Annotated in this window: 19 protein-coding genes and 3 pseudogenes; 12 read left to right on the top strand and 10 right to left on the bottom strand. The window is 70.8% G+C overall.

Translation table 11 applies throughout. The features are described 5' to 3' along the window. Positions 1 to 5 precede the first annotated feature (5 nt). From OG395_RS24790 to recQ, 3 genes are all read left to right on the top strand, one after another. Positions 6 to 1,577: an NADH-quinone oxidoreductase subunit M gene (locus OG395_RS24790; protein ID WP_327244892.1), complete on the top strand. Its 1,572-nt coding sequence runs from the start codon at positions 6 to 8 to the stop codon at positions 1,575 to 1,577. Beyond that, the gene (nuoN, locus tag OG395_RS24785; protein WP_327244891.1) at positions 1,574 to 3,238 is read left to right on the top strand and encodes an NADH-quinone oxidoreductase subunit NuoN; all 1,665 of its coding nucleotides are present in this window, start codon (positions 1,574 to 1,576) and stop codon (positions 3,236 to 3,238) included. The genes OG395_RS24790 and nuoN overlap by 4 nt, the downstream gene beginning before the upstream one ends. Positions 3,239 to 3,442: 204 nt before the next feature. Next, positions 3,443 to 5,452, top strand: a complete 2,010-nt coding sequence (recQ, locus tag OG395_RS24780; RefSeq protein WP_442818596.1) for a DNA helicase RecQ — start codon at positions 3,443 to 3,445, stop codon at positions 5,450 to 5,452. A gap of 28 nt (positions 5,453 to 5,480) precedes the next feature. On the opposite strand, the gene OG395_RS24775 is transcribed toward recQ, so the two are convergent. The 4 genes from OG395_RS24775 to OG395_RS24760 all read right to left on the bottom strand — a co-directional run bounded on the left by OG395_RS24775 (position 5,481) and on the right by OG395_RS24760 (position 10,287). Continuing rightward, a complete protein-coding gene (locus OG395_RS24775) occupies positions 5,481 to 6,089 on the bottom strand; it encodes a Uma2 family endonuclease (protein WP_327244889.1) in 609 nt (202 codons plus the stop codon). Between the two features lie 159 nt (positions 6,090 to 6,248). Further along, positions 6,249 to 6,929 carry a GOLPH3/VPS74 family protein gene (locus OG395_RS24770; protein ID WP_327244888.1) on the bottom strand — a complete coding sequence of 227 codons (681 nt, stop codon included), beginning with the start codon at positions 6,927 to 6,929 and terminating at the stop codon, positions 6,249 to 6,251. Beyond that, complete coding sequence (fahA, locus tag OG395_RS24765) at positions 6,926 to 8,155, bottom strand: fumarylacetoacetase (protein WP_327244887.1); 1,230 nt, start codon at positions 8,153 to 8,155, stop codon at positions 6,926 to 6,928. The genes OG395_RS24770 and fahA overlap by 4 nt, the downstream gene beginning before the upstream one ends. Positions 8,156 to 8,292: 137 nt before the next feature. After that, complete coding sequence (locus tag OG395_RS24760) at positions 8,293 to 10,287, bottom strand: CocE/NonD family hydrolase (RefSeq protein WP_327249445.1); 1,995 nt, start codon at positions 10,285 to 10,287, stop codon at positions 8,293 to 8,295. 436 nt (positions 10,288 to 10,723) lie between these two features. On the opposite strand from OG395_RS24760, the gene OG395_RS24755 reads away from it, so the two are divergent. From OG395_RS24755 to OG395_RS24730, 6 genes are all read left to right on the top strand, one after another. After that, entirely contained in the window at positions 10,724 to 11,734 is a 1,011-nt protein-coding gene (locus tag OG395_RS24755) for a polyprenyl synthetase family protein (RefSeq protein WP_266982702.1), read from the top strand. Positions 11,735 to 11,977: 243 nt separating this feature from the next. Continuing rightward, entirely contained in the window at positions 11,978 to 13,219 is a 1,242-nt protein-coding gene (locus OG395_RS24750; protein WP_327244886.1) for a LolA family protein, read from the top strand. A gap of 89 nt (positions 13,220 to 13,308) precedes the next feature. Then, positions 13,309 to 14,295, top strand: coding sequence for an ABC transporter ATP-binding protein (locus OG395_RS24745; RefSeq protein WP_327244885.1), 987 nt, complete (start codon positions 13,309 to 13,311; stop codon positions 14,293 to 14,295). Beyond that, on the top strand, positions 14,282 to 15,166 hold the full coding sequence (locus tag OG395_RS24740) for an ABC transporter permease (protein WP_327244884.1): 885 nt from the start codon (positions 14,282 to 14,284) through the stop codon (positions 15,164 to 15,166). The genes OG395_RS24745 and OG395_RS24740 overlap by 14 nt, the downstream gene beginning before the upstream one ends. 369 nt (positions 15,167 to 15,535) lie before the next feature. Then, the gene (locus tag OG395_RS24735) at positions 15,536 to 16,159 is read left to right on the top strand and encodes a TetR/AcrR family transcriptional regulator (protein WP_327244883.1); all 624 of its coding nucleotides are present in this window, start codon (positions 15,536 to 15,538) and stop codon (positions 16,157 to 16,159) included. Continuing rightward, the gene (locus tag OG395_RS24730) at positions 16,156 to 16,401 is read left to right on the top strand and encodes a hypothetical protein (protein WP_327244882.1); all 246 of its coding nucleotides are present in this window, start codon (positions 16,156 to 16,158) and stop codon (positions 16,399 to 16,401) included. Before OG395_RS24735 ends, OG395_RS24730 begins: the two co-directional genes overlap by 4 nt. A gap of 16 nt (positions 16,402 to 16,417) precedes the next feature. Here OG395_RS24730 and OG395_RS24725 read toward each other — a convergent pair whose 3' ends face one another. After that, entirely contained in the window at positions 16,418 to 16,972 is a 555-nt protein-coding gene (locus OG395_RS24725; protein WP_327244881.1) for a flavodoxin family protein, read from the bottom strand. Positions 16,973 to 17,131: 159 nt separating this feature from the next. Beyond that, positions 17,132 to 17,938: an HAD family hydrolase gene (locus OG395_RS24720; RefSeq protein ID WP_327244880.1), complete on the bottom strand. Its 807-nt coding sequence runs from the start codon at positions 17,936 to 17,938 to the stop codon at positions 17,132 to 17,134. Positions 17,939 to 18,066: 128 nt separating this feature from the next. Here OG395_RS24720 and OG395_RS24715 point away from each other — a divergent pair, with 128 nt between their 5' ends. Continuing rightward, entirely contained in the window at positions 18,067 to 18,363 is a 297-nt protein-coding gene (locus tag OG395_RS24715; RefSeq protein ID WP_327244879.1) for a hypothetical protein, read from the top strand. A 108-nt stretch (positions 18,364 to 18,471) separates the two neighbouring features. After that, positions 18,472 to 18,663, top strand: a pseudogene (locus OG395_RS58430) (hypothetical protein); the annotation flags it as partial. 911 nt (positions 18,664 to 19,574) lie between these two features. Here the strand turns inward: OG395_RS58430 and OG395_RS24710 are convergent. Together OG395_RS24710 and OG395_RS24705 are read right to left on the bottom strand one after the other, a co-directional pair. Then, positions 19,575 to 19,865, bottom strand: a pseudogene (locus OG395_RS24710) (FAD-dependent monooxygenase); the annotation flags it as partial. Between the two features lie 72 nt (positions 19,866 to 19,937). Further along, positions 19,938 to 20,387, bottom strand: coding sequence for a winged helix-turn-helix transcriptional regulator (locus OG395_RS24705; protein WP_327244878.1), 450 nt, complete (start codon positions 20,385 to 20,387; stop codon positions 19,938 to 19,940). A 104-nt stretch (positions 20,388 to 20,491) separates the two neighbouring features. Here OG395_RS24705 and OG395_RS24700 point away from each other — a divergent pair. Then, positions 20,492 to 21,868, top strand: a pseudogene (locus tag OG395_RS24700) (MFS transporter); the annotation flags it as partial. Here OG395_RS24700 and rarD read toward each other — a convergent pair. Beyond that, positions 21,831 to 22,823, bottom strand: a complete 993-nt coding sequence (gene rarD / locus OG395_RS24695) for an EamA family transporter RarD (RefSeq protein WP_327244877.1) — start codon at positions 22,821 to 22,823, stop codon at positions 21,831 to 21,833. The pseudogene OG395_RS24700 and the gene rarD overlap by 38 nt on opposite strands. A gap of 129 nt (positions 22,824 to 22,952) precedes the next feature. Beyond that, the gene (locus tag OG395_RS24690) at positions 22,953 to 23,813 is read right to left on the bottom strand and encodes an SDR family oxidoreductase (protein WP_266982680.1); all 861 of its coding nucleotides are present in this window, start codon (positions 23,811 to 23,813) and stop codon (positions 22,953 to 22,955) included. Between the last annotated feature and the right edge of the window lie 59 nt (positions 23,814 to 23,872).

The following is a 23,872-nucleotide window of genomic DNA, read 5'->3' as shown; positions in this document are numbered from 1 at the left end:
TCACCATGTCCTTTCCCCTCCTGACAGCGACGGCGGCGCTCCCGGCGATCGGCGCGATCGCCACCGCCGCCGTCCCGGCCGCCCGGCGCACCGCCGCCAAATGGCTGGCGCTGCTCTTCTCGCTGGCCACCCTCGTGCTGGCGGGCATCGTGCTCGCCCGCTTCGAGCCGGGCGGCGCCCGCTACCAGCTCACCGAATCGCACGCCTGGATCAAGGACTTCGGCGTCCGTTACGAACTGGGTGTGGACGGCATCGGGGTGGCGCTCCTGGCGCTCACCGCCCTGCTGATCCCGTTCGTCATCCTGGCCGGCTGGAACGACGCCGATCCCCTGGAGACGAAGTCCTCGCGCTGGCGTCCCACCCAGGGCTTCTTCGCCCTGATCCTGATGGTCGAAGCGATGGTGATCCTCTCCTTCGAGGCCACCGACGTCTTCCTCTTCTACATCCTCTTCGAAGCCATGCTCATCCCGATGTACTTCCTCATCGGCGGCTTCGGGGACCGGGCGCACTCCGGCAGTGACGAGAACGCCGCGGCGCAACGCTCGTACGCCGCGGTCAAGTTCCTCCTCTACAACCTGGCCGGCGGGCTCATCATGCTGGCCGCAGTCATCGGCCTGTACGTCGTCGCGGGCACCTTCTCGCTCTCCGAGATCGCCCAGGCCCGAGCCAACGGCTCGCTCTCCATGGCGACCGGCACCGAACGCTGGCTGTTCCTCGGGTTCTTCTTCGCCTTCGCGGTGAAGGCCCCGCTCTGGCCGCTGCACACCTGGCTGCCCAACGCCATGGGCGAGGCGACCTCCCCGGTCGCCGTCCTGATCACCGCGGTCGTCGACAAGGTCGGCACCTTCGCGATGCTCCGCTTCTGCCTCCAGCTGTTCCCGGAGGCCAGCAAGTGGGCGACGCCGGTGATCCTGGTCCTCGCGCTGATCAGCATCGTGTACGGGGCGCTGCTCGCGGTGGGCCAGCGCGACATCAAGCGCCTGATCGCCTACGCGTCGATCTCGCACTTCGGCTTCATCATCCTGGGCATCTTCGCGATGACCAGCCAGGGCCAGTCGGGCGCCACGCTCTACATGGTCAACCACGGCATCTCGACGGCCGCGCTGATGCTGGTGGCCGGCTTCCTGATCACCCGGCGCGGTTCGCGGCTCATCGCCGACTACGGCGGGGTGCAGAAGGTGGCGCCGGTCCTGGCCGGCACGTTCCTGATCGGCGGGCTCGCCACTCTGTCGCTCCCCGGCCTCTCCCCGTTCGTCAGCGAATTCCTTGTCCTGGTCGGCACGTTCAGCGCATACCCGGCGGCCGGCATCATCGCCACCACCGGCATCGTGCTCGCCGCGCTCTATGTCCTCGTCCTCTACCAGCGGACGATGACGGGCCCGGTGAAGGCCGAGGTCCAGGGCATGGCCGACCTGAAGGTCCGGGAGCTGGTGGTGGTTCTCCCGCTCGTCGCGCTGCTGATCTTCCTGGGCGTCTATCCGAAGCCCCTCACGGAGATCGTCAACCCGGCGGTGCAGCACACCATGTCGGACGTACACAAGAAGGACCCCCAGCCTGAGGTGGAGGCCGCCAAGTGAGCGCAACAGCTGTCCACAGCCTGTGGACGATGGCGGGCGGGGTGACAGCGGCCGCCCCGGACGAGAAGTTCAAGGCGCCGGTCATCGAGTACGCCCAGCTGGCCCCGGTCCTCATCGTGATCGGTGTCGCCGTCGTCGGCGTACTCGTCGAGGCCTTCGTGCCGCGCCGGGCGCGCTACTACACCCAGGTCTTCCTGACCGTCGTCGCCCTCGCCGCCGCGTTCGCCGCGGTCATCGGCCTCGCGGCCGGGGGGTACGGCACGACGAAGGCGCACATCGCCGCGATGGGTGCCATCGCCGTCGACGGACCCGCCCTGTTCCTGCAGGGCACCATCCTGCTGACGTCGCTGGTCGCCGTCTTCACCTTCGCCGAGCGCCGGCTCGACCCCGTGGCGCACGGCAACCGCGTCGACTCGTTCGCCGCACAGGCCGCCTCGGTGCCCGGCAGCGAGAGCGAGCAGGCCGCGGTCAAGGCGGGCTTCACCACCACCGAGGTCTTCCCGCTGGTCCTCTTCTCGGTGGCGGGCATGCTGGTCTTCCCGGCGGCCAACGATCTGCTGACGCTCTTCGTGGCCCTGGAAGTCTTCTCCCTCCCGCTCTACCTGCTGTGCGCCGTCGCCCGCCGCAAGCGGCTGATGTCGCAGGAGGCGGCGGTGAAGTACTTCCTGCTCGGCGCCTTCTCGTCGGCGTTCCTGCTCTTCGGGATCGCCCTGCTGTACGGCTACGCGGGCTCCGTCTCGTACGCCGCCATCGCCAACGTGGTCGACGGCTCCGTCACCCAGATCGACCCGGCGCTCGCCGACACCATGGGCAACGACGTGCTGCTGCTGATCGGCGGCGCGATGATCCTGACCGGGCTGCTCTTCAAGGTCGGCGCCGTCCCGTTCCACATGTGGACCCCGGACGTCTACCAGGGCGCCCCGACCCCGGTCACCGGCTTCATGGCCGCGGCCACGAAGGTCGCCGCGTTCGGTGCGCTGCTGCGCCTGCTGTACGTGGTGCTGCCAGGCCTCAGCTGGGACTGGCGGCCGGTCCTGTGGGCCGTCGCGATCGTCACGATGCTGGGCGGTGCGGTCGTCGCCATCACCCAGACCGACATCAAGCGGCTGCTGGCCTACTCGTCCATTGCTCACGCCGGTTTCATCCTCGCCGGTGTCATCGCGACGACCCCCAGCGGCATCTCCTCGGTGCTCTTCTACCTGGGCGCGTACTCCTTCGTGACGGTCGGCGCGTTCGCCGTCGTCACGCTGGTGCGCGACGCGGGCGGCGAGGCGACCCACCTGTCGAAGTGGGCGGGACTCGGACGGCGCTCGCCCCTGGTCGCCGCAGTCTTCGCGGTGTATCTGCTGGCCTTCGCCGGTATCCCGCTGACCTCCGGCTTCGCCGGAAAGTTCGCGGTCTTCAAGGCGGCGGCGGAGGGCGGCGCGGGCGGCCTGGTCGTGATCGGTGTGATCTCGTCCGCCATTGCCGCGTTCTTCTACATCCGGGTCATCGTGCTCATGTTCTTCAGTGAGCCGAAGGCGGACGGCCCGACGGTCGCCGTCCCGTCCCCGCTGACGATGACGACGATCGCGGTCGGTGTCGCCGTCACGCTGGTGCTGGGCCTGGCCCCGCAGTACTTCCTCGACCTGGCGAGCCAGGCGGGAGTGTTCGTGAGGTGACGCGGAGCGGCCGACCGGTGTCCCGGTTGCCGTTCCGCCTCCGATCGCCGGGCGGGCTCGATTCCGAGCCCGCCCGGCGATCGGCTTTCCGGGAGCGGCAGGCAGCGCGAGCTTGTCAAGCGTGGCGGGCGTTGTCACCGGCGGCGCTTATCGTGGCAGGGGACGGCGCAGGACGGAACGGGACGGACCCCGGGGGACAGAGCGATGAGCGGGACGGGCGGGACCATGACGGATGTGACCGAGAGCGCCGAGAGCGAAGCGCAGCAGACGCTGCACCGGGTGTTCGGGTACGAGACGTTCCGCGGCGAACAGGAAGCGGTCGTCGACCACGTGGTGGCGGGCGGTGACGCCGTCGTCCTCATGCCCACCGGTGGCGGAAAGTCCCTCTGCTATCAGATCCCGGCCCTGGTCAGACCAGGTACGGGCGTCGTCGTCTCACCGCTGATCGCGCTCATGCAGGACCAGGTCGACGCGCTGCGGGCGCTCGGTGTGCGCGCCGGGTTCATCAACTCCACGCAGGACTTCGACGAGCGCCGGGTCATGGAGGCGGAATTCCTCGCCGGTGAGCTCGACCTGCTGTACCTGGCGCCGGAGCGGCTCCGTCTGGACTCCACCCTCCAGCTGCTCTCCCGCGGAAAGATCTCCGTCTTCGCCATCGACGAGGCGCACTGCGTCGCCCAGTGGGGCCACGACTTCCGGCCGGACTATCTGGCCCTGTCCGTGCTCGGCGAGCGCTGGCCCGACGTGCCCCGGATCGCCCTGACGGCCACGGCGACGAACGCCACGCACCAGGAGATCACCCACCGTCTGGGCATGCCCGACGCGAAGCACTTCGTCGCCAGCTTCGACCGGCCCAACATCCAGTACCGGATCGTGTCGAAGTCCGACCCGAAGAAGCAGCTGCTCTCCTTCCTGAAGGAGGAGCACGTCGGGGACGTCGGCATCGTCTACTGCCTGTCGCGCAATTCGACGGAGAAGACCGCCGAGTATCTCTGCCGCAACGGCATCGAGGCGGTTCCGTACCACGCGGGTCTGGACGCCGGGACGCGTGCGCGCCACCAGGCACGGTTTCTGCGCGAGGACGGTCTGGTCGTCGTGGCGACGATCGCGTTCGGCATGGGCATCGACAAGCCGGATGTACGGTTCGTCGCCCACCTCGACCTGCCGAAGTCGGTCGAGGGCTACTACCAGGAGACCGGCCGCGCGGGCCGCGACGGGCTGCCGTCCACGGCCTGGATGGCGTACGGCCTCCAGGACGTCGTCCAGCAGCGCAAGCTGATCCAGGGCGGCGAGGGCGACGAGGCGTTCCGCCGCCGCGCGGCCGCCCACCTCGACGCGATGCTCGCCCTGTGCGAGACCGCCGACTGTCGGCGCGCCCGGCTGCTCACGTACTTCGGCCAGGAGCCGCAGACCGCGGCCTGCGGCAACTGCGACACCTGCCTCACCCCGCCCGAGACCTGGGACGGCACGGTGGCCGCGCAGAAGCTGCTGTCCACCGTGGTCCGGCTGAAGCGGGAGCGCGGCCAGAAGTTCGGCGCAGGCCAGATCGTCGACATCCTGCTGGGCCGCAAGACCGCGAAGGTCATCCAGTTCGACCACGACCAGCTGTCGGTCTTCGGCATCGGCGAGGAGCTGTCCGAGGCGGAATGGCGGGGCGTGGTCCGGCAGTTGCTGGCGCAGGGCCTGCTCGAGGTCGAGGGCGAGTACGGCACGCTGGTGTTGACGGAGGACAGCGGCTCGGTGCTCGGCCGCGAGCGCGAGGTACGGCTGCGCAAGGAGGCGGCGAAGCCCGCGTCGCGCTCCTCGAAGGGCGAACGCAAGGCGAAGGCCTCGGCGGCCGTCGCCGAACTGGCCCCGGAGGCCGTACCGGTCTTCGAGGCGCTGCGGGCCTGGCGCGGCGCCCGGGCGAAGGAGCAGGGCGTCCCGGCGTACGTCATCTTCCACGACGCGACGCTGCGCGAGATCGCGACGGTGCGGCCGACTTCCCTGGTCGAGCTGGGCGGCATCGGCGGCCTGGGCGAGAAGAAGCTGGCGACGTACGGCGAAGGTGTGCTGGAGGTGCTGGGGTCGTTCGGGGCCGCAGGGCCCGAGGCGCCGGACCCGGGACCTGCACCGGCCCCGCACCACGATCCGGCCCCGGTTCCGGAACCGCCGGTGGCCCCGGACGCGGACCCGGAGTTCGGCTGGGACGAGGAACCGCCCGAGTACGAGTGAGCGCCGGGGTCGGGCGGCGGGGACCGGACTACTCCGGGTCCGCCGCCCGGCGGCGCGGGGTGATCGCGGTGAGATCGAGATCGATCGGGAAGGGTACGGAGACCTTCATCCGGTCGTGGAAGATGCCGGTGGAGATGTAGGCGCCGGTGGCGGGTTCCAGCTCGAAGACGTAGACCACGGCTCGGCTGTCCTGGTTCTCCACCCGCCAGAAGTGCGGGATCTTGACCCGGGCGTACTTCACCGGCTTGGTCTCCCGGTCCCGCGACCGCGACTCAGGAGACACGACCTCGATGGCCAGCTGCACCGACTCCGCGGGGAAGCGGGTCTGGTCCGGGTCCTGAATGACCTCGCCGTCGACGACGATCACATCGGGTTCGGGCCGGTTGTAGCGGTCGATGTCGATGGTGAACTCGCGCACGACCTCCAGCTCGGGAGGCACCAGCGACTGCAGCTGCCACTCGAAGAAGCTGACCGCCCGCGAATGGAAGAGGGTCTGCGGACTCACGAAAACCAGGCTCCCGTCGATCAGCTCCGTGTGCGGAGGCAGATTCGGGAGTGTGTCCAGGTCATCGGCGGTCCAGCCGCCCACGGGCGGAACCGCCCACCGCGGCTCGGGGGCCTCGGGTTCGACGCTCATCAGTGCTCCCATGCGTCGGAGTCTCGCGGGACTTTCCAGCGTATCCGCCGGGAATGGGATAGGGCTCCCCCGAACGTGTGATCGCCCCGCGCACTGTTGACCATCGGGAGTCCCGGTCAGCCACCGGTCAGGCGCCTGTCCCCGGCCACCTTGCCCGGGTCAGTCGTCCCCGCCGCCTCCGCCGCCCCCCGCACTTGTGCCGCTCCGGTCGGCCTTGTCCTGGCGTACGTTCTGGCGCACCGCGTACGCGGTCCACTCGTCGTGCACCAGGTCGCGCATCGTCGAACGGCTTCTCCAGCCGCCCTGTGCCACGGCGCCCGACAGGCCGGTCGCCGAGACCAGCGCGGCCAGGGTGCGGCTGCGCCGGTCCGGGAAGCCGGCTGCCTCGGCGGCCGCGAAGCGTTCCCGGACCGCGGCCGGTCCGGCCGGGTCCGCCGCCGGGTGGCGGTGGTAGGGGAGCAGACCGAGGAGCCGGTGGGTCTCCCTGCGCAGGACCGAGCGGCCCACCAGATGCTCCAGGCACAGCTCCTCGACGTACCGGCCGGTCCGCCGGATCCACCGCTTCGCGCTGACGCCGCCCGCGAGCCCGCCCTCGTCCGGGGCCGGCAGGCTCCCCAGGACCTGCGCGAGGAGCGGGTCCTGGGGAGCGAGCGGACTGATCACCCGTATCCGGCCGAGCTGTTCGGCGATCCGGCCGTGGAGCTCCAGCTCCGCGAGGACCGCGCCCGCCACCGCGTACTCCAGGAAACGGTTTCGGCAGTACGGCTTGCCGCGCCGCGGGTCCAGGGCGAGCAGGAGCAGTTCCTCGGGGAGCGTGGGCTCCGGGAGAGTGGGGTTCACGACGTGGGCACGATCCGTCCCGTGACCTCGCCGAGGCCGACCCGTGTGCCGTCCGGTCCCGGCGCCCAGGCCGTCATCGTCACGGTGTCGCCGTCCTCCAGGAAGGTCCTCTTGCCCTCGGGGAGTTCCAGCGGTTCGCTGCCGTTCCAGGTGAGCTCCAGGAGCGAGCCGCGCTGTCCGGGCTCGGCGCCGCTGACCGTACCGGAGCCGTACAGGTCGCCGGTGCGCAGTGAGGCGCCGTTCACCGTCATGTGGGCCAGCATCTGGGCCGCCGTCCAGTACATGGTGGCGAACGGCGGCTCGGCGACCACCTGCCCGTTGATCGCGACCGCGATCCGCAGGTCGAGGCCGCCGGGCTCCTCCTCGCCCGTGTCGTCGAGGTAGGGAAGCAGCGGGAAGTCCCGGGCGGGCGGGGCGATCCGCGCCGCTTCCAGGGCTTCGAGCGGCGTCACCCACGGCGATACGGACGTGGCGAAGGACTTGCCGAGGAACGGGCCCAGCGGGACGTACTCCCACGCCTGGAGGTCCCGCGCCGACCAGTCGTTGAGCAGCGAGAGCCCGAAGACATGCTCGCGGAACCTGCCGAGCGGGACCGGTCGTCCCTGCTCCGAGGGGACACCCACCACGAAGCCGACCTCGGCCTCGATGTCCAGCTTGACCGAGGGGCCGAAGACCGGGGCGGCGTCGGAGGGGGCCTTGCGCTGGCCGGAGGGGCGCACCACATCCGTGCCGGAGACGACGACGGTGCCGGACCGGCCGTGGTAACCGATCGGGAGGTGCTTCCAGTTCGGGGTCAGTGCGGCGCCGTCCGGCCGGAAGATCCTTCCGACGTTGGTGGCGTGGTTCTCGCTGGCGTAGAAGTCGACGTAGTCCGCGACCGCGTACGGCATATGGAGCGTCACCGACCCGACCGGATGCAGCAGTGGCTCGATGTCCGGGCGGTGCGCCGGAACCGTCACCCACGCGGTCAACGCCCGCCGGACGTCGCGCCACGCCGTGCGGCCCGCCGACAGCAGTGCGGTCAGGTCCGGCTGGGCGAGAAGCTGGGCGTAGGGCGAGCCGAGCGTGTGCGCCGCGGCTCCGGCGTCCAGCACGTGGTTGCCGATGCGGACGCCGACCCGGCGGTCCTCGGGGTGGTCGTGGGTGGAGAACACCCCGTACGGAAGGTTGTGCGGACCGAAGGGGTCGCCCTCGGCCAGATCGAGCGGGCTGTTCTGCTCGGGCATCTGTTGCTGCCTCGCTTTCCAGGTCGATTGGGGGACACGTTACGTCGGTGTTGCTACCCCGCGGCAGTGTCGCAACTACGCGCAATGACCGTAAAGTTCCGGCATACCCCCACGTGAGCAGGGGTACGGCGGTCTTTTCAGCCCGCTGTGCGCGGGATCCGCCTCTCCCAGGTCCGGTGGAAGACGATCTCGTCGCCGTCCTTGCACACCACCTCGTCCGACGTGATGAAGTCGGTCGCGTCCGCACCGATCTCGGACCGCGTCTCGATCCGCGCGTCCCAGGCCATCTCCGGCCGGTGCAGCCGGATCGTCCAGTCGGAGCGGGTGCGCGCCGACAGCGGGTCGTTCTCCTGGATCGTGTACGTCTCCACCGCGTCCTCGGTGAATTCGAGGCCGTCCGGGTGGACGCGGGTGCCGCCGTAGCGAGGGTCGACCTCCAGCCGCCATTCGCCCTTGGCGACGTCGCGGACCACCAGCCGCTCCGGGCGGGGCTCGTCGAGCGTCACCGGGTGGACGACGCCGAGCGGCTCCGACTGCTCCGCCTGCTCGAACCTGATCGAGGGATCCTCGGTGCGGCGGCGCACCGGCAGTTCGACGAAACTGCCGTCCGCGTCCAGCGTGAAGCCCGCCGAACCGGCCTGCGGCCAGATCCACGGCCAGTAGGAGGAGGAGACGGCGAGCCTGATCCGGTGGCCGGGCGGGAAGGTGTGCCCGATGCCGTTCAGCTCGAAGGCGACGTCCTCGGTCGCACCGGCCGGCCAGTCGTCGGACCGGTCGCGGCCGTGCCGGGCCGACAGGTTGAGGACGCCGCGGGTGACGAGCGTGGACGCGCCGTCCGGGGCGACGTCGCAGAGCCGGGCGATCGCCTGGCCGCGTGGCACGTTCATCCGGATCCGGAGCTTCACCCTCGGGCGGCCCAGGATCTCGATGGGGGAGTCCTCGACCGGGAATTCGAAGGAGACCGACTTGGCGTCCTCGTCGCGCTGGTCGGGCGGCAGGTCGGCGTCGTTGCCGAACGGGAGGAACCGCCCGGCGTCCAGCCCGGTGTGCTGCGGCGAGTCGACGGTCTGCGGCCCGCCCTGGAGGGCGTACGTGACCGGCGTGATGTTCTTTGAAGGCCGGCCGGTGTCACCGACCCACCGTCCGGGCAGCGTCTCGTACACCGTCGCGGGCCGGTGCGACTCGCTGATCCAGGACCGCAGCAGCGGCTCGGACATGACGCCGGTGTCCCTGTCCTTCAGGTGCTGGTCCCACCAGCGCAGCGTCTCCTGGAGGAAGCCGATCGAGGGTCCCGGCGGCAGGCCGCGGTCCGGGTACTGATGCGACCACGGGCCGATCAGCCCGCGCACCTTCGCCGGGTCGAGGTGCTCGACGAGCCGCAGCACGGTGTCGCGATACGGGTCGTGCCAGCCGCCGACCGCGAGCACGTATGCCCGGATGGCGGAGTAGTCCTCGCAGACGCTTCCGTGCTTCCAGTAGTCGTCGCGGGTCCGGTGCACCAGCCAGGTGTGGATGAACGGCTCGACCGCTTCGAGCCGGTCGCACCACATGTCCTTCCAGCCCTCGCCGACGTGCGCCGGGTCCGGCGGTCGGCAGACGAAGGCGAGCATCGTGGCCGCCCGGGCGTGCATGTCGACGGCGAGGACCGAGCCGCCCATGTAGTGCACGTCGTTGTCGTAGCGGTCGTCGGTCGAGCAGACGGTGACGATCGCCTTCAGCGGCTCCGGGGCGAGCGCGGCGATCTGGAGCGAGTTGGAGCCGCCCCAGGAGATGCCGAACATGCCGACCCTGCCGGAGCACCACTCCTGCTCGGCCAGCCAGTGGATGACGGCGACCCCGTCGGCGAGCTCGGTCGCGTCGTACTCGTCGCCCGGCAACCCCTCGCTGTTGCCGTGCCCGCGGACGTCCACGCGGACGGAGGCGTAGCCGTGGCCCGCGTACCAGGGGTGGCGCTGCCAGTCGCGCGGCGCCGTCCAGTCGCTCAGCCGGTACGGCAGGTACTCCAGGAGCGCCGGCACGGGTTCGTCGGTGACCGGCCGCCAGATCCGCGCGTACAGCCGGGTGCCCTCCGGCAGCGGGATGCGGACGTCCTCATGGGTGGTGTCGTACGGGAACCTGGTCCGGATGTGCATGGCGGTACCTCGGTGGACGGGGTGCATGGTGCGCCTGAGCCAGGGGCCGGCCTCGACGACGGCCGGACCGGCCCGCACCGCGGTGCCGTTCGCCACCGTGTCGGGTCGCCACTGTGCCGGCGAAACGGAGGACCGGGACGGCCTGCGTGCCGAGGAACGAGAACCGCTTCCGGGCCTTTGGGCAGGACAGGGTCATCGACCCCCGTGACCGGCCGAAACTGGCGTGGTCGTCGGCGGTTGGCGGCTCTGCCACGTCGAGGGCGGCAGCGCTGTGGGACAAAGGGCCTACTCCTCATCGTATGAGCTGATCACGAACATACCGGCGGTGGCGGGAAGGCGCCCACGGTGATCCAAACGGGACCGGATACGCTGAGTTGAGTGATGACAGCGACACATCGACATTCCGTGTGATCGTCAGCAGACAGGAGATCCCCTCGTGACCGTCGTCGGGCCGTTCGGACTGAGCGTGCGGGACCAGGCTCTTGAGGCCGATGTCCAGACCGGTTTGGCCGCTGTCGAGGCGGGGCTGCTGGATGCCACCAAGAGCGACGTCCCGTTCATCACGGAAGCCGCGCAGCATCTCGTACGGGCCGGGGGCAAGCGTTTCCGGCCACTGCTGGCGATGCTGGCGTCCCAGTTCGGCGACGCGGACGCGCCGGGCGTCGTGCCGTCCGCCGTGGTCGTCGAGCTGACGCATCTCGCGACGCTCTACCACGACGACGTGATGGACGAGGCGGACGTACGCCGTGGCGTCGACAGCGCCAACACCCGCTGGGGCAACTCGGTGGCCGTGCTGACCGGCGACTTCCTCTTCGCGCGCGCCTCGCACATCCTGGCCGACCTCGGCCCGGAGGCCGTACGCGTCCAGGCCGAGGCGTTCGAACGCCTGGTCACCGGACAGATCCTGGAGACCGCCGGCCCGCGTGACGGCCGCGACCCGGTCGACCACTACCTCGACGTGATGCGCGGCAAGACCGGCTCGCTGATCGCCGTGGCGTGCCGGTTCGGCGCGATGATGGCCGGCGCCGACGAGTCCGCCGTCGACATCCTCACCCAGTACGGCGAACGGCTCGGCGTCGCCTTCCAGCTCGCCGACGATGTGCTCGACATCGCCTCCGACAGCCACGAGTCCGGCAAGACCCCCGGCACCGATCTGCGCGAAGGAATCCCGACGCTTCCCGTCCTGCACCTGCGGGCGCAGGCGGCGGCCGGCGGCAAGCCGGACGACCTGGAGCTCCTTGAGCTGCTGGACGGCGACCTGAGCGACGACGACCGGCTGGCCGAGGCGCTCGGCCGGCTGCGGGCGCACCCGGCGCTGGAGCAGGCCCGGCGCGACACCGTCCGGTACGCGGAGGAGGCGCGGGCGACCCTGAAGCCGCTTCCCGAGTGCTACGCGAAGGCCGCACTGGAAGAGCTGTGCGACGCCGTGGTGCACCGCGCGGGCTAGGGCCTCTCGGGCGGAAGCCCCAGCGGCGTTCGCCGGCCCCTACCCCTACGGGTCGGGGGAGGGACGACCGTGTTGTGTCATACCGAAGAGGTAGGCGCAGTTGCTTCCGCGGGTTGATGATTCCGCCCGGTGATTTTGGTCAGATGGAGAACAACCACTCCTGACCACATCGGGTGAGAACGGCGGCACGGAGTGGACAAGTGCATCCGGACGGAAGCCGCCGACCACGGAGGTAGGGCACACATGGCACCGAACGACAGCGCAGAGACCACCGGCAGCGCCACGAGCACCACGGCCGCCCGCAGAAAGGCGGCCCGCTACGTTGTCCCGGTCGCGGTGGCGGGGGTGGCGGCCGCGACGATCGGTCTGGTCCCGGCGCTCGCGGACTCCGGTGACCCCGAACTGCCGAAGATCAGCGCACAGCAGCTCATCGAGAAGATCGCGGCCTCGGACACCCAGCAGCTCTCCGGCACGGTACGGGTCAGTACCGACCTCGGCATCCCGTCGCTGGGCGGCCTGGCCGAGTCGTTCGCCCAGAGCGCCGGCGGCGAGCAGGGCGGTTCGAGCGCCGCCCCGAAGGACAGGCTGACGGAGCTCGCCTCCGGCACGCACACGCTGCGGGTGGCCGCCGACGGCCCCGACAAGCAGCGCGTCTCCATTCTGGACAGCGCCGCCGAGTACAGCGTGATCCGCAACGGGGACCAGCTCTGGGCATACGACAGCAAGTCCGACGAGGCGTACCACGCGACCACCGACAAGGCCCCGGACGCCGGGAAGCACGAGGGGCGCACGGCCCCGGAGGGCGTGCCGACCACACCGAAGGCGCTGGCCGAGCAGGCGCTGAAGGCGGCGGACCCCACCACCTCCGTCACGGTCGACGGCACGGCGCAGGTCGCCGGGCGTGATGCGTACAAGCTGGTCATCAAGCCCAAGCAGGGTGGCTCGACGATCGGCGCGATCACCGTCGCGGTCGACGCGAAGAACGGCGTACCGCTGAAGTTCACCCTCTCCCCGAGCAGCGGTGGCAAGGCGGTGATCGACGCCGGGTTCACCAGCGTCGACTTCGCCAGGCCCGCCGCGTCCTCGTTCACGTTCACCCCGCCCAAGGGCACCAAGGTGACCGAGGCGGACGAAGCGAAGGCGGAGAAGAACGTCGAGAAGGGGCCGGAGGGCCTGACCGGTCTGGACAAGATCGCCGGCGGCGGAGGAGGCGCGAAGGTCATCGGCGAGGGCTGGGGCGCGATCTACGCGATCGAGGCACCGGCCGGCGAGGGACTCCCGTCGTCGGAGAAGAATGGGGATGTTCCGCCCGCGGCCCAGCAGTTCCTGGACTCGTTCGGCGACAAGGTCACCGGAAAGTTCGGCTCCGGCACGGTCTTCAAGACTCGCCTGGTCAACGCCCTGATGACGGACGACGGCAAGGTCTACGTCGGTGCGGTCACCAAGGACGCGCTCGTCAAGGCGGCCGACAGCGCCGCCAACTGACGTTCCCGTCCTTCCGGCACCGCACCACCGCCCCGCCGTACCCTCCGTACGGCGGGGCGTTCCGTTACCCGAACCATGGGGAGTTGCGCATGACAGAGCCCGGTGCCGTGACCGAGTCCTTGGTGGTGCCCCGGACCGGAACGGCCGTGATCGAGACCCGGGGTCTCACCAAGCGGTACCGCGGCGGCCAACTCGCCGTCGACGGACTCGACCTCAGCGTCCCCGACGGCAGCGTCTTCGGCTTCCTCGGGCCCAACGGCTCCGGGAAGACCACCACGATCCGGATGCTGATGGGGCTGATCGCTCCGACGTCCGGCACCGCCCGGGTCCTCGGCGACCCCATGCCGGGCGCCGCCCGCACCGTGCTCCCGCAGGTCGGAACGCTGATCGAAGGACCCGCGCTGTACGCGTTCCTGACCGGCCGGGACAACCTCGTACGGTACGACTCCGCCGACCCGACCGCCGATCCGCGCACCCGCCACGCCCGGGTCGCCGCCGCCCTGGACCGGGTGGGGCTCGCCGCAGCGGCGGGCAAGAAGGCGAAGGCGTACTCGCTGGGCATGAAGCAGCGCCTCGGGCTCGCCGCCGCCCTGCTGCAGCCGCGCCGCCTCCTCGTCCTGGACGAGCCGACCAACGGACTCGACCCGCAGGGCATGCGCGAGATCCGCACCCTGGTCCGGGAGTTGGCGGCGGACGGCACCACCGTCTTCCTCTCCTCCCACCTCCTCGACGAGATCGAACAGGTCTGCACGCACGCCGCGGTCATGGCCCGGGGGCGGCTGATCACCCAGGGGCCGGTCGCCGACCTCGCGGCCGGCACCCGCGGCAGGCTCGCCGTCACCACACCCGACCCCGCCGACGCGGCCCGCATCCTCAAGGAACACGGCGTCACCGGCATCACCGTCGACGGCGACCGGGTCACCGCCGAACCCCCACCGCGCGAGGTCGAGCTCGCCGACCTGAGCGGGGCGCTGGTCCACGGCGGTGTACGCGTACGGTCCTTCGGCGTCGAGCGGGCCTCGCTGGAGGACGCCTTCGTCGCACTCACCGGAGAGGGTTTCGATGTCGCAGGCTGAAGTCGCACCCGTGCGGGCGGGCCGCTCCCGCAGCCCGCTGTGGACGTTCGGGATCCTCCGCTCCGAACTGGCCACGACCCTGCGCCGCGGGCGCACGCTCGCGCTGCTCGGGGTGCTGGCCGCCGTCCCCGTACTGATCGGGATCGCGGTGAGGATCCAGACGAGCGACGGCTCGCCCGCCGGGCCGCCCGACGGCGGGGGCCCGGCGTTCCTCTCCCAGGTGACCAACAACGGCCTGTTCCTGGTCTTCGCCGCCCTCGCGGTGACGCTTCCGGTCTTCCTGCCGCTGACCGTCGGCGTCGTCGCGGGCGACGCGATCGCGGGCGAGGCCGGTGCGGGCACCCTGCGCTATCTGCTGGTCGCACCCGCGGGCCGGACCCGGCTGCTGCTGACCAAGTACACCGCCACCCTCGCGTTCTGCCTGACCGCGACCCTCGTCGTGGCGGTGTCGGCGCTCGCCGTCGGGGCGCTGCTCTTTCCGGTCGGCGAGGTCACGACGATTTCCGGGACCCGGATCGGCGTCGGCGAGGGGCTGCTGCGGGCCGGCCTGATCGCGGTGACGGTGGCGGCGTCACTCATCGGGTTCGCGGCGCTCGGGCTGTTCATCTCGACGCTCGCCGGCAGCGGCATCGCGGCGATGGCCGCGACGGTCGGGGTGCTGATCACCGTACAGATCCTGGACACGATCCCGCAGTTGAGCGGCATCCACCCGTATCTCTTCCCGCACTACTGGTTGTCCTTCGCGGACCTGCTGCGCGATCCCGTCTACTGGGACGAGATCGTCAAGAACCTGGAGCTGCAGGGGCTGTACGCGGCGGTGTTCGGCTCGGCGGCCTGGGCGCGCTTCACGGCGAAGGACATCACGGCCTGAGAGCCTGTCGGGTGACCTTCGATCGGATAGCGGACGCGGTCTGGTGCGTGCGATTCCAAGGCGGCGGGATGTCCTCGTAGCGGAGCTAGTAGGACATTTCGGCAACGCGGGAAGCGTGCGTGCCAGGGCGTGGTCGCCCGATCAGAGGTCACCCGACAGGCTCTGAGCGGGCGGGCCTTCGCCGGGTCCGCCCGCGCCGTCGGCCGGGCGAGCCGTCCCCCGATCGGCTCGTCGCGGCACATACGGCACGAACGGTGCGAACAGCTGGAACAGCACGACACGGCACGTTCCGTTTCCGCTTGAACATTGTTCGACTTTTGGCGACGGACTGTCAACAAGGGTCAGGTCAAACGCGCCTATGCTCACGGAATGATCACATCGTCGAGTTCCCTGCGCCGCAGCGAGCGATCGCGACGGGCGACCCTGGAGGCCGCGCTCGCCCTGTGCACGGAGAAGGGGTACGGCCGCGTCACCATCGAGGCGATCGCGGCCAGGGCCGGCGTCAGCAAGAAGACGATCTACCGCTGGTGGCCGTCGAAGAGCGCGGTGATCCTGGAGGCATTCACGGAGGCGCTGGTGGACGCCACCCCGTTCGTCGACACCGGCGACATCGCCGCCGACCTGCGCACCCATGTGTCGGGCGCGGTGAATCTGCTCGCCACCGCGCCGTTCGGCCCCGCGTACGCCGGGATCCTCTCCGAGGTCCACCACGACGACGGACTCGCCGAAACGGTCCGGACGCAACTGATCGAACCCCGCTTCGCCCAGGCGGTCGACCGGCTGCGCCGAGCCCAGGAACAGGGCCAGATCCCGCCGGACGCGAATCTGCCGCTGGCCGTGGAGATGCTCTACGGACCGGTCTACTACCGCCATGTGCTGCGCAAGCCGGTCCAGGACGAGGCGACGATCGCGGCACTGGTCGCGCATGTGCTGTGCTCGCTGCGGGCTTCCGTGACGGACGCCGGTCGGATGCGGGAACCGATCGCGGGATGATCACCGGTGTCTCCGGGGGCACCGGCGCGCTCGAGACCGAGGGGGTCGTGGCGGCGCCTCCGGAGGTGGCCGGTACGAAGGTGCGCGTCCTGCGCTTCGCCCTGGTCCTCGTCGTCCTGCCGGCCGTGCTGCTCGTGTTCGGTTCCGGGATCGGCGCGGTCGAACCGGTCGTCATCGCCGTGGCTGCCGCACCGGTGGTCGTGTCCCTGCTGCGGCGGTACCGGAGCGCGCCCGGCACCTGACGGCCGGCGCCCCGGGTCAGCCGAAGAAGGTCTTGGCGCGGGTGGCTGCGGCCGTGTCGTTCAGCACGTCGCCGGGCCGGTTGCCGAGCCCCAGCAGCATCCCGCCCCACTCCATCCGCATGTACGACGCGATGGTGCGCAGCGTTCCGGTAGCCGGCTCGGCCACGCCCGGATCGGCCGTCGCGAGCGCGGTGACGCCCCACAGGGTCCGTCCGGCCATTCGCTCCTTGAAGTCGACGCCGGGCACCCGCATCCACCCCGACCAGTGGTCCAGGTACCGCTTGGTGGAGGTGGACATGGCGTACCAGTACAGCGGTGACGCCAGTACCAGATCGGTCGCGCCGAGCGTCGCGTCCAGCAGGGTGGCGGCGTTCCCGGTGGGCGCGCGGTAGCTGCCGTCGCCCTCGTGCCGCAGGTCCTCGAAATCGGGGAGCGTCAGCTCGTTCAGGCTCAGCCAGCGCTGCTCGGTCTCGGGTGGCAGCTGCTCGGCGGCGAGCCGGGCGAGTTCCTCGGTGTTGCCGTCGGTACGGCTGCTGCCGAGCAGAAACAGGAACGAACGAGTGGTGGTCATGGCGGCTTCTCCCCGTGGACGCATCGGATGCATTGCGTGCAGCGACTGTACGTGTCTGCACTATATGCATGTGCATGGAAATTGGGAACGGGGCGCCACCGGGGAGCGTGGTCGTCGCCGGGACCATGCGCACAGCCGGGATCGGCCGAACGGCCGGGATCAGCCGAACAGCCGCTCCAGCACCACCGCGACCCCGTCCGCCTCGTTCGTCAGCGTCACCTCGTCCGCTGCCGCCTTCAGCTCGGGGTGGGCGTTGGCCATCGCGACGCCGTGCCCGGACCGGCGGAACATCGGCAGGTCGTTGGGCATGTCGCCGAAGGCGATCGTGGTCGCCGGATCCACCCCCAGGGTCTCGGCCGCCAGGGCCAGCCCGGTGCCCTTGTCGACGCCGTACGGCTGGAGTTCGACGGTGCCGGGGCCGGAGAGGGTGACGGTCGCCAGGTCACCGACGACCGCGCGGGCCGCGTCCGCGAGTGCGTCGTCCGTCAGGTCGGGGTGGCGGACGAGGACCTTGATGATCGGCGCCTCCCACAGTTCCTCACGGTGGCCGACCCGTACGGCGGGCAGTGCGGGGTGGGGCATCAGGTACCCCGGCTCGATCAGCGTCCGCCCGTCGGTCCCGTCCTGGTCCACAGCCGCGAACACCGGCCCGACCTGGGCCTCGATCTTGCCGAGCGCGGTGTCGGCCAGGTCCCGGTCCAGGGTCGCCGCGCGAATGATCTGCCCGGCCCCGGCGTCGTACAGCTGCGTGCCCTGCCCGCAGACCACCGGACCCCGGTACTCCAGCCGCGCGAGCAGGTCCCGTATGCCGGGCACCGGCCGTCCGGTGACCACGATGTGCCGGGCCCCCGACGCGGCGGCCCGGGCGAGCGCGGCACGGGAGCGGGGGCTCACGGTGTCGTCGCGGCGTAGCAGGGTGCCGTCCAGGTCCGTGGCGACGAGGGCATGTATGGGTGGGGTGGGCATGCCACAACCCTAGGGAGATCCGCTTCCAGGCGTACGGCCCTGACCTGCGCGGACGGTCGGGATTCGGGGTGCGGCGGACAGTCCGGCAGGGGCATATGGGCAGGAATTGCGCAGAGCGAGCGATCGTGATGATCTCCGGGCTCGCGCCGGTGAGCGGACTGCGGTCCCAGTTCCCGTACTGCTCCTCGATGACCGGCCCGGCGTCGGACAGGAACGAGGACAGCGCGTCCGCGCCGGGGCCGGTCGTGCACACCCCGCAGGGGCGGCCCTACCGATTCGACCCCGGCGTGCTGTGCCTGACGCTGCTGCCCACCGGCGGACACAGCGGCTATGCGCGGTACGAGGTGCTGCACACGCCCGCCGATCCGATCCGGTGCGGTGGGCGGGGCGGAGCCCGCTGGTGCCCGCGCCGGGGCTCTCGGTGAACGCCGGTGAACTCGCCCGTGCCCATGAACGTCGCTCCGTGCTCCGGCGGTTGACGACGGCTCAGGGGTACGCGGAGGTGCCGGACGCGGCGGACCCGCATGTAGTGCATGCGGTGGCTGCCGAGCGGTCACAGGTGCCATGTATCGCCGCCGGTTCCGTCCTCGCGTGGGTGCCCCGGGGCCACCGGCGGCTCCCTGGTGTCGACCGTGGCCCGCGACGCGGTGGGTCTCCTCACCGGGGCGTACGCCGACCGCGTCCGCGAACGCGGCTCCTCCGACTGCCAGTTGGTATGCGTCGACACCTCGCGGCCCGGCGGGAGGCGATGGTGCGCGATGGAGCCGCTGCGGGGACCGGCACAAGGCGCGGGCGCACCGAGCCCGCCATCAGGAGGCAGACGCATGATGCCCACCGGACTCGGCCGGCGGACCGGTGCCTCCCGGACGCTCCCTCGATCGCCTGCTGCGATGGGGGAGTTCATCGCGGGGCCGGACGGTGTGCGCCTCCGGTTCGGGCCGGACGGCGAGCTGCCCACGAACACGGGCGATCCGTGCCGTACGGCCGACGGTGTCGAGGGGGAGATCCGCGGCTACCGGCCCGGCGACCGGATCCGGCACGCTCGTGGGCGTACGACGGTTCAGGTCTCCGGAGCCGGGGCGGGCGGGGAGGGGAGCGGACCGTGCTCCGCTTCCACCAGGAACGCATGGCGAGTGCGGCGGAACGCGAGCGCGGCGCGCGCCGCGGCAGCGCGTGATGGACCGGGTGACCGCCGCGACGGGCTGAGCCCGGCCGCGGGGAGCCGTCACCGGCGTGGCTCATCGGGATGTTGCCCGGGTGGACGTCGGCCGGGAGATTTCCCGACCCCCCGGAGTCAGGTCTGCGCTGCCGGGATGGCTCTGGAGGCGGTACCAGGGGCCGGCCGGGCCGAGTCCGGAAGGGTGCACCATCTGCGCGGTCTCGGAGCGTGCGGTGGGTGTGGCCGCGCAGATGACGGCGGAGACGGCCACGGTGGCGGTGGCCACGCGCAGGAGCGTGCGGGAGTGTCTCTCGAAGTGCCGGGTTCGGGTCATAGGTGTCAGAGAAATGTAAACAGACGGTATGACTGCGCTTACTCACCGGGACACGCGCCGCGATCGCCCCAATGCCGTACGGCCCAGGTGATCCGCGACGGCTCCGTGGTCCGTGGCGCGCGCGATCGGCGCCACGTAGTTGTCGGGGCGTCCGGCGTCGGCCCCGACCCCTCGAACGGGTCGGCGTCGGCGATCGCCACTTCGCCCCGGTACTTGCGCATCGGTGGCGGTGTCGAGCCCGCCGCCAGGACCTCGTCGACCACGCCGAGATCCTCAAGCACCTCGAGGGAGCGGGGATTGGGACCCTTCGCCCGCGAACTGCGCGGGAAATCACGGGACGTGTCGACGATCCGTACGGCGCTGTCACGCCGGGCGAGATCGCACGCCAGGGTCAGCCCGGTCGGTCCGGCTCCCACCATCGGTACGTCGGTCATGCCTGCTCCTCGGGTACGGTTCCATCGCCGCCAGGAAGGTGCAACCGGGTTAAGAAAGCAACCAGGTAAAGATCAATGTGCGTCCGTGGCCTCGCGTGCGTCGTAGTCGGCGCGCGCCGCCGCGATCTCACCCCGGTGCTCCTCGGTCCAGGTGACGAGTGCCCGGATCGTGGTGTGCAGCGTGCCTCCGAGCGGCGTCAGCTCGTACTCCACGCGGGGCGGCACCACGGCATGGACCGTCCGTTCGACCAGGCCGTCGCGTTCCAGCTGGCGCAGCGTGACGGTCAGCATCCGCTGGCTGATGCCGTCGATCTCGCGGCGCAACTGGGTGAAGCGGAGCTTGCGGCGGTCGAGCAGGGCGATGACAAGGAGCGACCACTTGTCGGCGACCCGGTCCAGGATCTGCCGTACCTCGCAGCCCTCGCGGGTGTCCCACTGGAACGGGTCGGGGTCGCCGACGAGGGCCGCGTCGTCAACGGTGCCTCCGAGGTGACTGGGTGACTTCGAAGTGCCTTCTTCCATGGCCGTTGATGCTGGCGCACGATGCCAGTGGTTACAAGAGGGAACCGACCCGCTTCCGAGTAACTCCCCATGCCCGCCCCATCAAGGAGACACCTGTGTCCACCATGCCCTCGCGCGCCCGGGCCCTGCTCCCCGTCCTCTGCGGCACGATCTTTCTGGAGGGCATCGATGTCGCCATGCTCGCCGTCGCGGTCCCCTCGATCAGATCCGATCTCTCCCTGTCGACCAGTGCCACCGCCTGGGTGATGAGTGCCTACGTCCTCGGCTACGCCGGGTTCACCCTGCTCGGCGGGCGCGCCGCCGACCTGTTCGGCAGGCGCCGGATGTTCCTCGTCTGGCTCTCCGTCTTCCTGGTCTTCTCCGGACTCGGAGGCTTCGCCGACCGGGGCTGGATGCTGATCGTCGCCCGCTTCGTCACCGGGGTGGCCGCCGCGTTCATGACGCCCGCCGCCATGGCACTCATCACCACCTCGTACGAGGAGGGGCCGCAGCGCAACAGGGCGCTGCTGGTCTTCGCGGGCACCGCGGCGGGCGGTTTCTCGCTCGGGCTCGTCATCGGCGGGCTGCTCACCCAGCTCGGCTGGCGCTGGGTGTTCTTCGCGCCCGTCCTGCTGGCCGGCGGGATCCTGATCGCCGCGCTCCGCACGGTCCCCGCGGAGGCGCGCCCGGTCCGCACCGGTGGCTTCGACCTGCCGGGAGCCACCGCTGCCGCCGGGGCGATGCTGCTGCTCGCGTACGGGATCGTGCGCCTGGAACACGGTACGACGGACTGGGCGTGGACCGCCGGGGCCTTCGCGGCGGGGCTTTTCCTGATCGCCGTCTTCGTCCTGATCGAACGCCGCTCGCCCGCCCCGCTGGTCCGGCTCTCCCTGCTGCGGAGGGCCTCGATGGTCCGGGCCGACCTCGGCGCCCTGCTCTTCGTGGGGTCCTTCTTCGGGTTCCAGTTCGTGGTGACGCTGTATCTCCAGGAGTTGCGCGGCTGGTCCGCACTGCAGACCGCCCTCGCCCTGGTGGTGATGGGCGCCGACGCGGTCATCGCGCCGACGCTCACCCCTCGGCTGGTGAACCGCTACGGCAATGCGCGGGTCATCCTCGGCGGATTCGTCGTCGCCATCGTCTCGTACGGACTCTTCCTGCAGGTCGGGCCGGACTGGTCGTATGCGGCGATGTTCCCGACGCTGCTCCTCACCGGCACCGCCTTCGCCCTGGCCTACGGTCCGCTGACGATCGCGGCGACCGACGGCGTACCCGACAGCGAGCAGGGGCTGGCGGGCGGGCTGCTGCACACCTCGACCCAGTTCGGTTCCGCGGTCGGCATCTCCGCGGTGACGGCGGTGTACGGGCTCGCCTCGGCGGGCACGGACGGCACGCCCGGAGCCACCCTGGACGCCTTCCGCGCGGCGCTCGTCGTGCCGGTGGCGATGGTGACGCTGGGCGCGCTGATCAGTGCTCTCGGGCTGCGTACGAGGAGTCCGCGCCGGTTGCCGGAGACGTCCGCTCCGGCGCCGTCGGTGTCGCCGCCGTCGCCGCGAGCCGCGCGGCCTGCGCCCTCGTCCGCCGCGCCGTCCGGAACGCGTCCCACGTCAGCAGCGTGAGCGCCAGCCACACCAGCGCGAATCCGGCCCACCGCTCCGGCGGCATCGCCTCGTGGAAGTAGAGGATGCCGAGGATGAACTGGAAGACCGGCGCCAGGTACTGCAGCAGGCCCAGCGTCGAGAGGGGGACGCGGATCGCCGCCGCACCGAAGAGGACCAGCGGCGTGGCCGTCACGACACCCGTCGCGGCGAGCAGCGCCGCATGGCCGGCGCCGCCGGAGGCGAACGTCGCGTCGCCCTGCGCACCGAGCCACAGCAGATAGCCGAGCGCGGGGACGAACAGCACCGCGGTCTCGGCGGTGAGCGACTCCAGGCCGCCCATGTTGACCTTCTTCTTCACCAGGCCGTACGTCGCGAAGGAGAACGCCAACGTCAACGAGATCCACGGCGGACGTCCGTAACCGATCGCCAGAACGAGCACGGCCGCGACGCCCGTGCCGACCGCCACCCACTGCACGGGGCGCAGCCGCTCACCGAGGAGCAGGACGCCCATGGCGATGGTGACCAGGGGGTTGATGAAGTAGCCGAGCGACGCCTCGACGACGTGGCCGCTGTTCACGGCCCAGATGTACAGACCCCAGTTGACGGTGATCACCGCCGCGGCGACCGTGATCAGCCCCAGCTTCTTCGGCCGGCGTATCAGCTCGCCGATCCACGCCCAGCGGCGCAGGGCGAGCAGCGCGATGCCGACGACGGCGAGCGACCAGACCATGCGGTGGGCCAGGATCTCGATGGCGCCGGACGGCTTCAGCAGCGGCCAGAAGAGCGGGACGATCCCCCACAGACCATAGGCGCCGATACCGGACAACAAGCCCGCCCGCTGTTCATTTGTCCCCTTCACGGGCCCTCCCGGCATCCCTCGCGTCAACTGCTCCGTCGACTGCACGACGGTATCGCCGGGAGGGCCCGGTGTCATAGCCGTATCGCAATACGGTCATGACAGCGGGCCCTCCCGGTCCGGAGCGAGGGCTCAGGCGGCGGCGACCGCGGCGGCCACCGTCTCGGCCATCGGCGTCGTCGGGCGGCCGATCAGACGGGCCAGGTCACCGCTCGTACCGGCGAGCAGGCCGCGCGCGATCGCCTCGTCGACGTCGACGAGGATCGCGGCGAAGCCCTCGGGCAGACCGGCGCCGACCAGGATCTCCTGGTGCACGGCGGCCGGGACGTTGTTGTACGCGATCTCCTTGCCGGTGGCCTTCGACACCTCGGCCGCGTACTCGGCGAACGACCAGGCGACGTCGCCGCTCAGCTCGTAGGCCTTGCCGAGGTGGTCCTCGCCGGTCAGTACGGCGGCCGCGGCAGCCGCGTAGTCGGCGCGAGTGGCGGAGGCGACCCGGCCGTCGCCCGCGTTGGAGACGACGGCGCCGTGCTCCAGGACCGGGGCGAGGTTCGCCGTGTAGTTCTCCGTGTACCAGCCGTTGCGCAGGAAGGTGTACGGCAGGCCGGAGTCGAGGATCAGCTGCTCGGTGACCTTGTGCTCGGCGGCCAGCTGGAAGTCGGCGTCCGGGCCGCCCAGCACTCCGGTGTACGCGAGCTGCGCGACACCCGCCGCCTTCGCCGCGTCGATGACCGCCGTGTGCTGCGGCACGCGCCTGCCCACCTCGCTGCCGGAGATGAGCAGGACGCGGTCCCCGGCCTTGAAGACGCCGGTGAGGGTCTCCGGGCGGTCGTAGTCGGCGACCCGGAGCTCGACACCGCGGGCGGCGAGGCCGGCGGCCTTCTCCTTGTTGCGGACGACGGCGGCGATCCCGCTCGCGGGCACGGTCTCCAGCAGTCGGTCGACGACGAGACTGCCGAGCTCTCCGGTGGCTCCGGTGACGACGATGCTCATGGGGGGTTTCTCCTCTTTGGCTGCTCTGGTCCTTGTTCGTGCTCTCTGCCGCTCACCTT

It is taken from the genome of Streptomyces sp. NBC_01320, assembly GCF_035974375.1.
Taxonomy (GTDB): domain Bacteria; phylum Actinomycetota; class Actinomycetes; order Streptomycetales; family Streptomycetaceae; genus Streptomyces; species Streptomyces yanii.
This window is presented reverse-complemented; position numbering and strand designations above follow the sequence as displayed.

Bases quoted from the DNA above. Each gene is read 5' to 3' on its own strand.
- OG395_RS24775 (WP_327244889.1), bottom strand. From the start codon at position 6,089: ATGAGCGTCGAACCCGAGGCCCCCGAGCCGCGGTGGGCGGTTCCGCCC.
- OG395_RS24750 (WP_327244886.1), top strand. From the start codon at position 11,978: ATGGCACCGAACGACAGCGCAGAGACCACCGGCAGCGCCACGAGCACC.
- OG395_RS24720 (WP_327244880.1), bottom strand. From the start codon at position 17,938: ATGCCCACCCCACCCATACATGCCCTCGTCGCCACGGACCTGGACGGC.
- fahA (WP_327244887.1), bottom strand. From the start codon at position 8,155: ATGCCCGAGCAGAACAGCCCGCTCGATCTGGCCGAGGGCGACCCCTTC.
- OG395_RS24705 (WP_327244878.1), bottom strand. From the start codon at position 20,387: ATGGAAGAAGGCACTTCGAAGTCACCCAGTCACCTCGGAGGCACCGTT.
- OG395_RS24715 (WP_327244879.1), top strand. From the start codon at position 18,067: ATGATCTCCGGGCTCGCGCCGGTGAGCGGACTGCGGTCCCAGTTCCCG.
- OG395_RS24730 (WP_327244882.1), top strand. From the start codon at position 16,156: ATGATCACCGGTGTCTCCGGGGGCACCGGCGCGCTCGAGACCGAGGGG.
- recQ (WP_442818596.1), top strand. From the start codon at position 3,443: ATGAGCGGGACGGGCGGGACCATGACGGATGTGACCGAGAGCGCCGAG.
- OG395_RS24745 (WP_327244885.1), top strand. From the start codon at position 13,309: ATGACAGAGCCCGGTGCCGTGACCGAGTCCTTGGTGGTGCCCCGGACC.
- OG395_RS24690 (WP_266982680.1), bottom strand. From the start codon at position 23,813: ATGAGCATCGTCGTCACCGGAGCCACCGGAGAGCTCGGCAGTCTCGTC.
- OG395_RS24790 (WP_327244892.1), top strand. From the start codon at position 6: ATGTCCTTTCCCCTCCTGACAGCGACGGCGGCGCTCCCGGCGATCGGC.
- OG395_RS24740 (WP_327244884.1), top strand. From the start codon at position 14,282: ATGTCGCAGGCTGAAGTCGCACCCGTGCGGGCGGGCCGCTCCCGCAGC.
- OG395_RS24725 (WP_327244881.1), bottom strand. From the start codon at position 16,972: ATGACCACCACTCGTTCGTTCCTGTTTCTGCTCGGCAGCAGCCGTACC.
- OG395_RS24760 (WP_327249445.1), bottom strand. From the start codon at position 10,287: ATGCACATCCGGACCAGGTTCCCGTACGACACCACCCATGAGGACGTC.
- OG395_RS24735 (WP_327244883.1), top strand. From the start codon at position 15,536: ATGATCACATCGTCGAGTTCCCTGCGCCGCAGCGAGCGATCGCGACGG.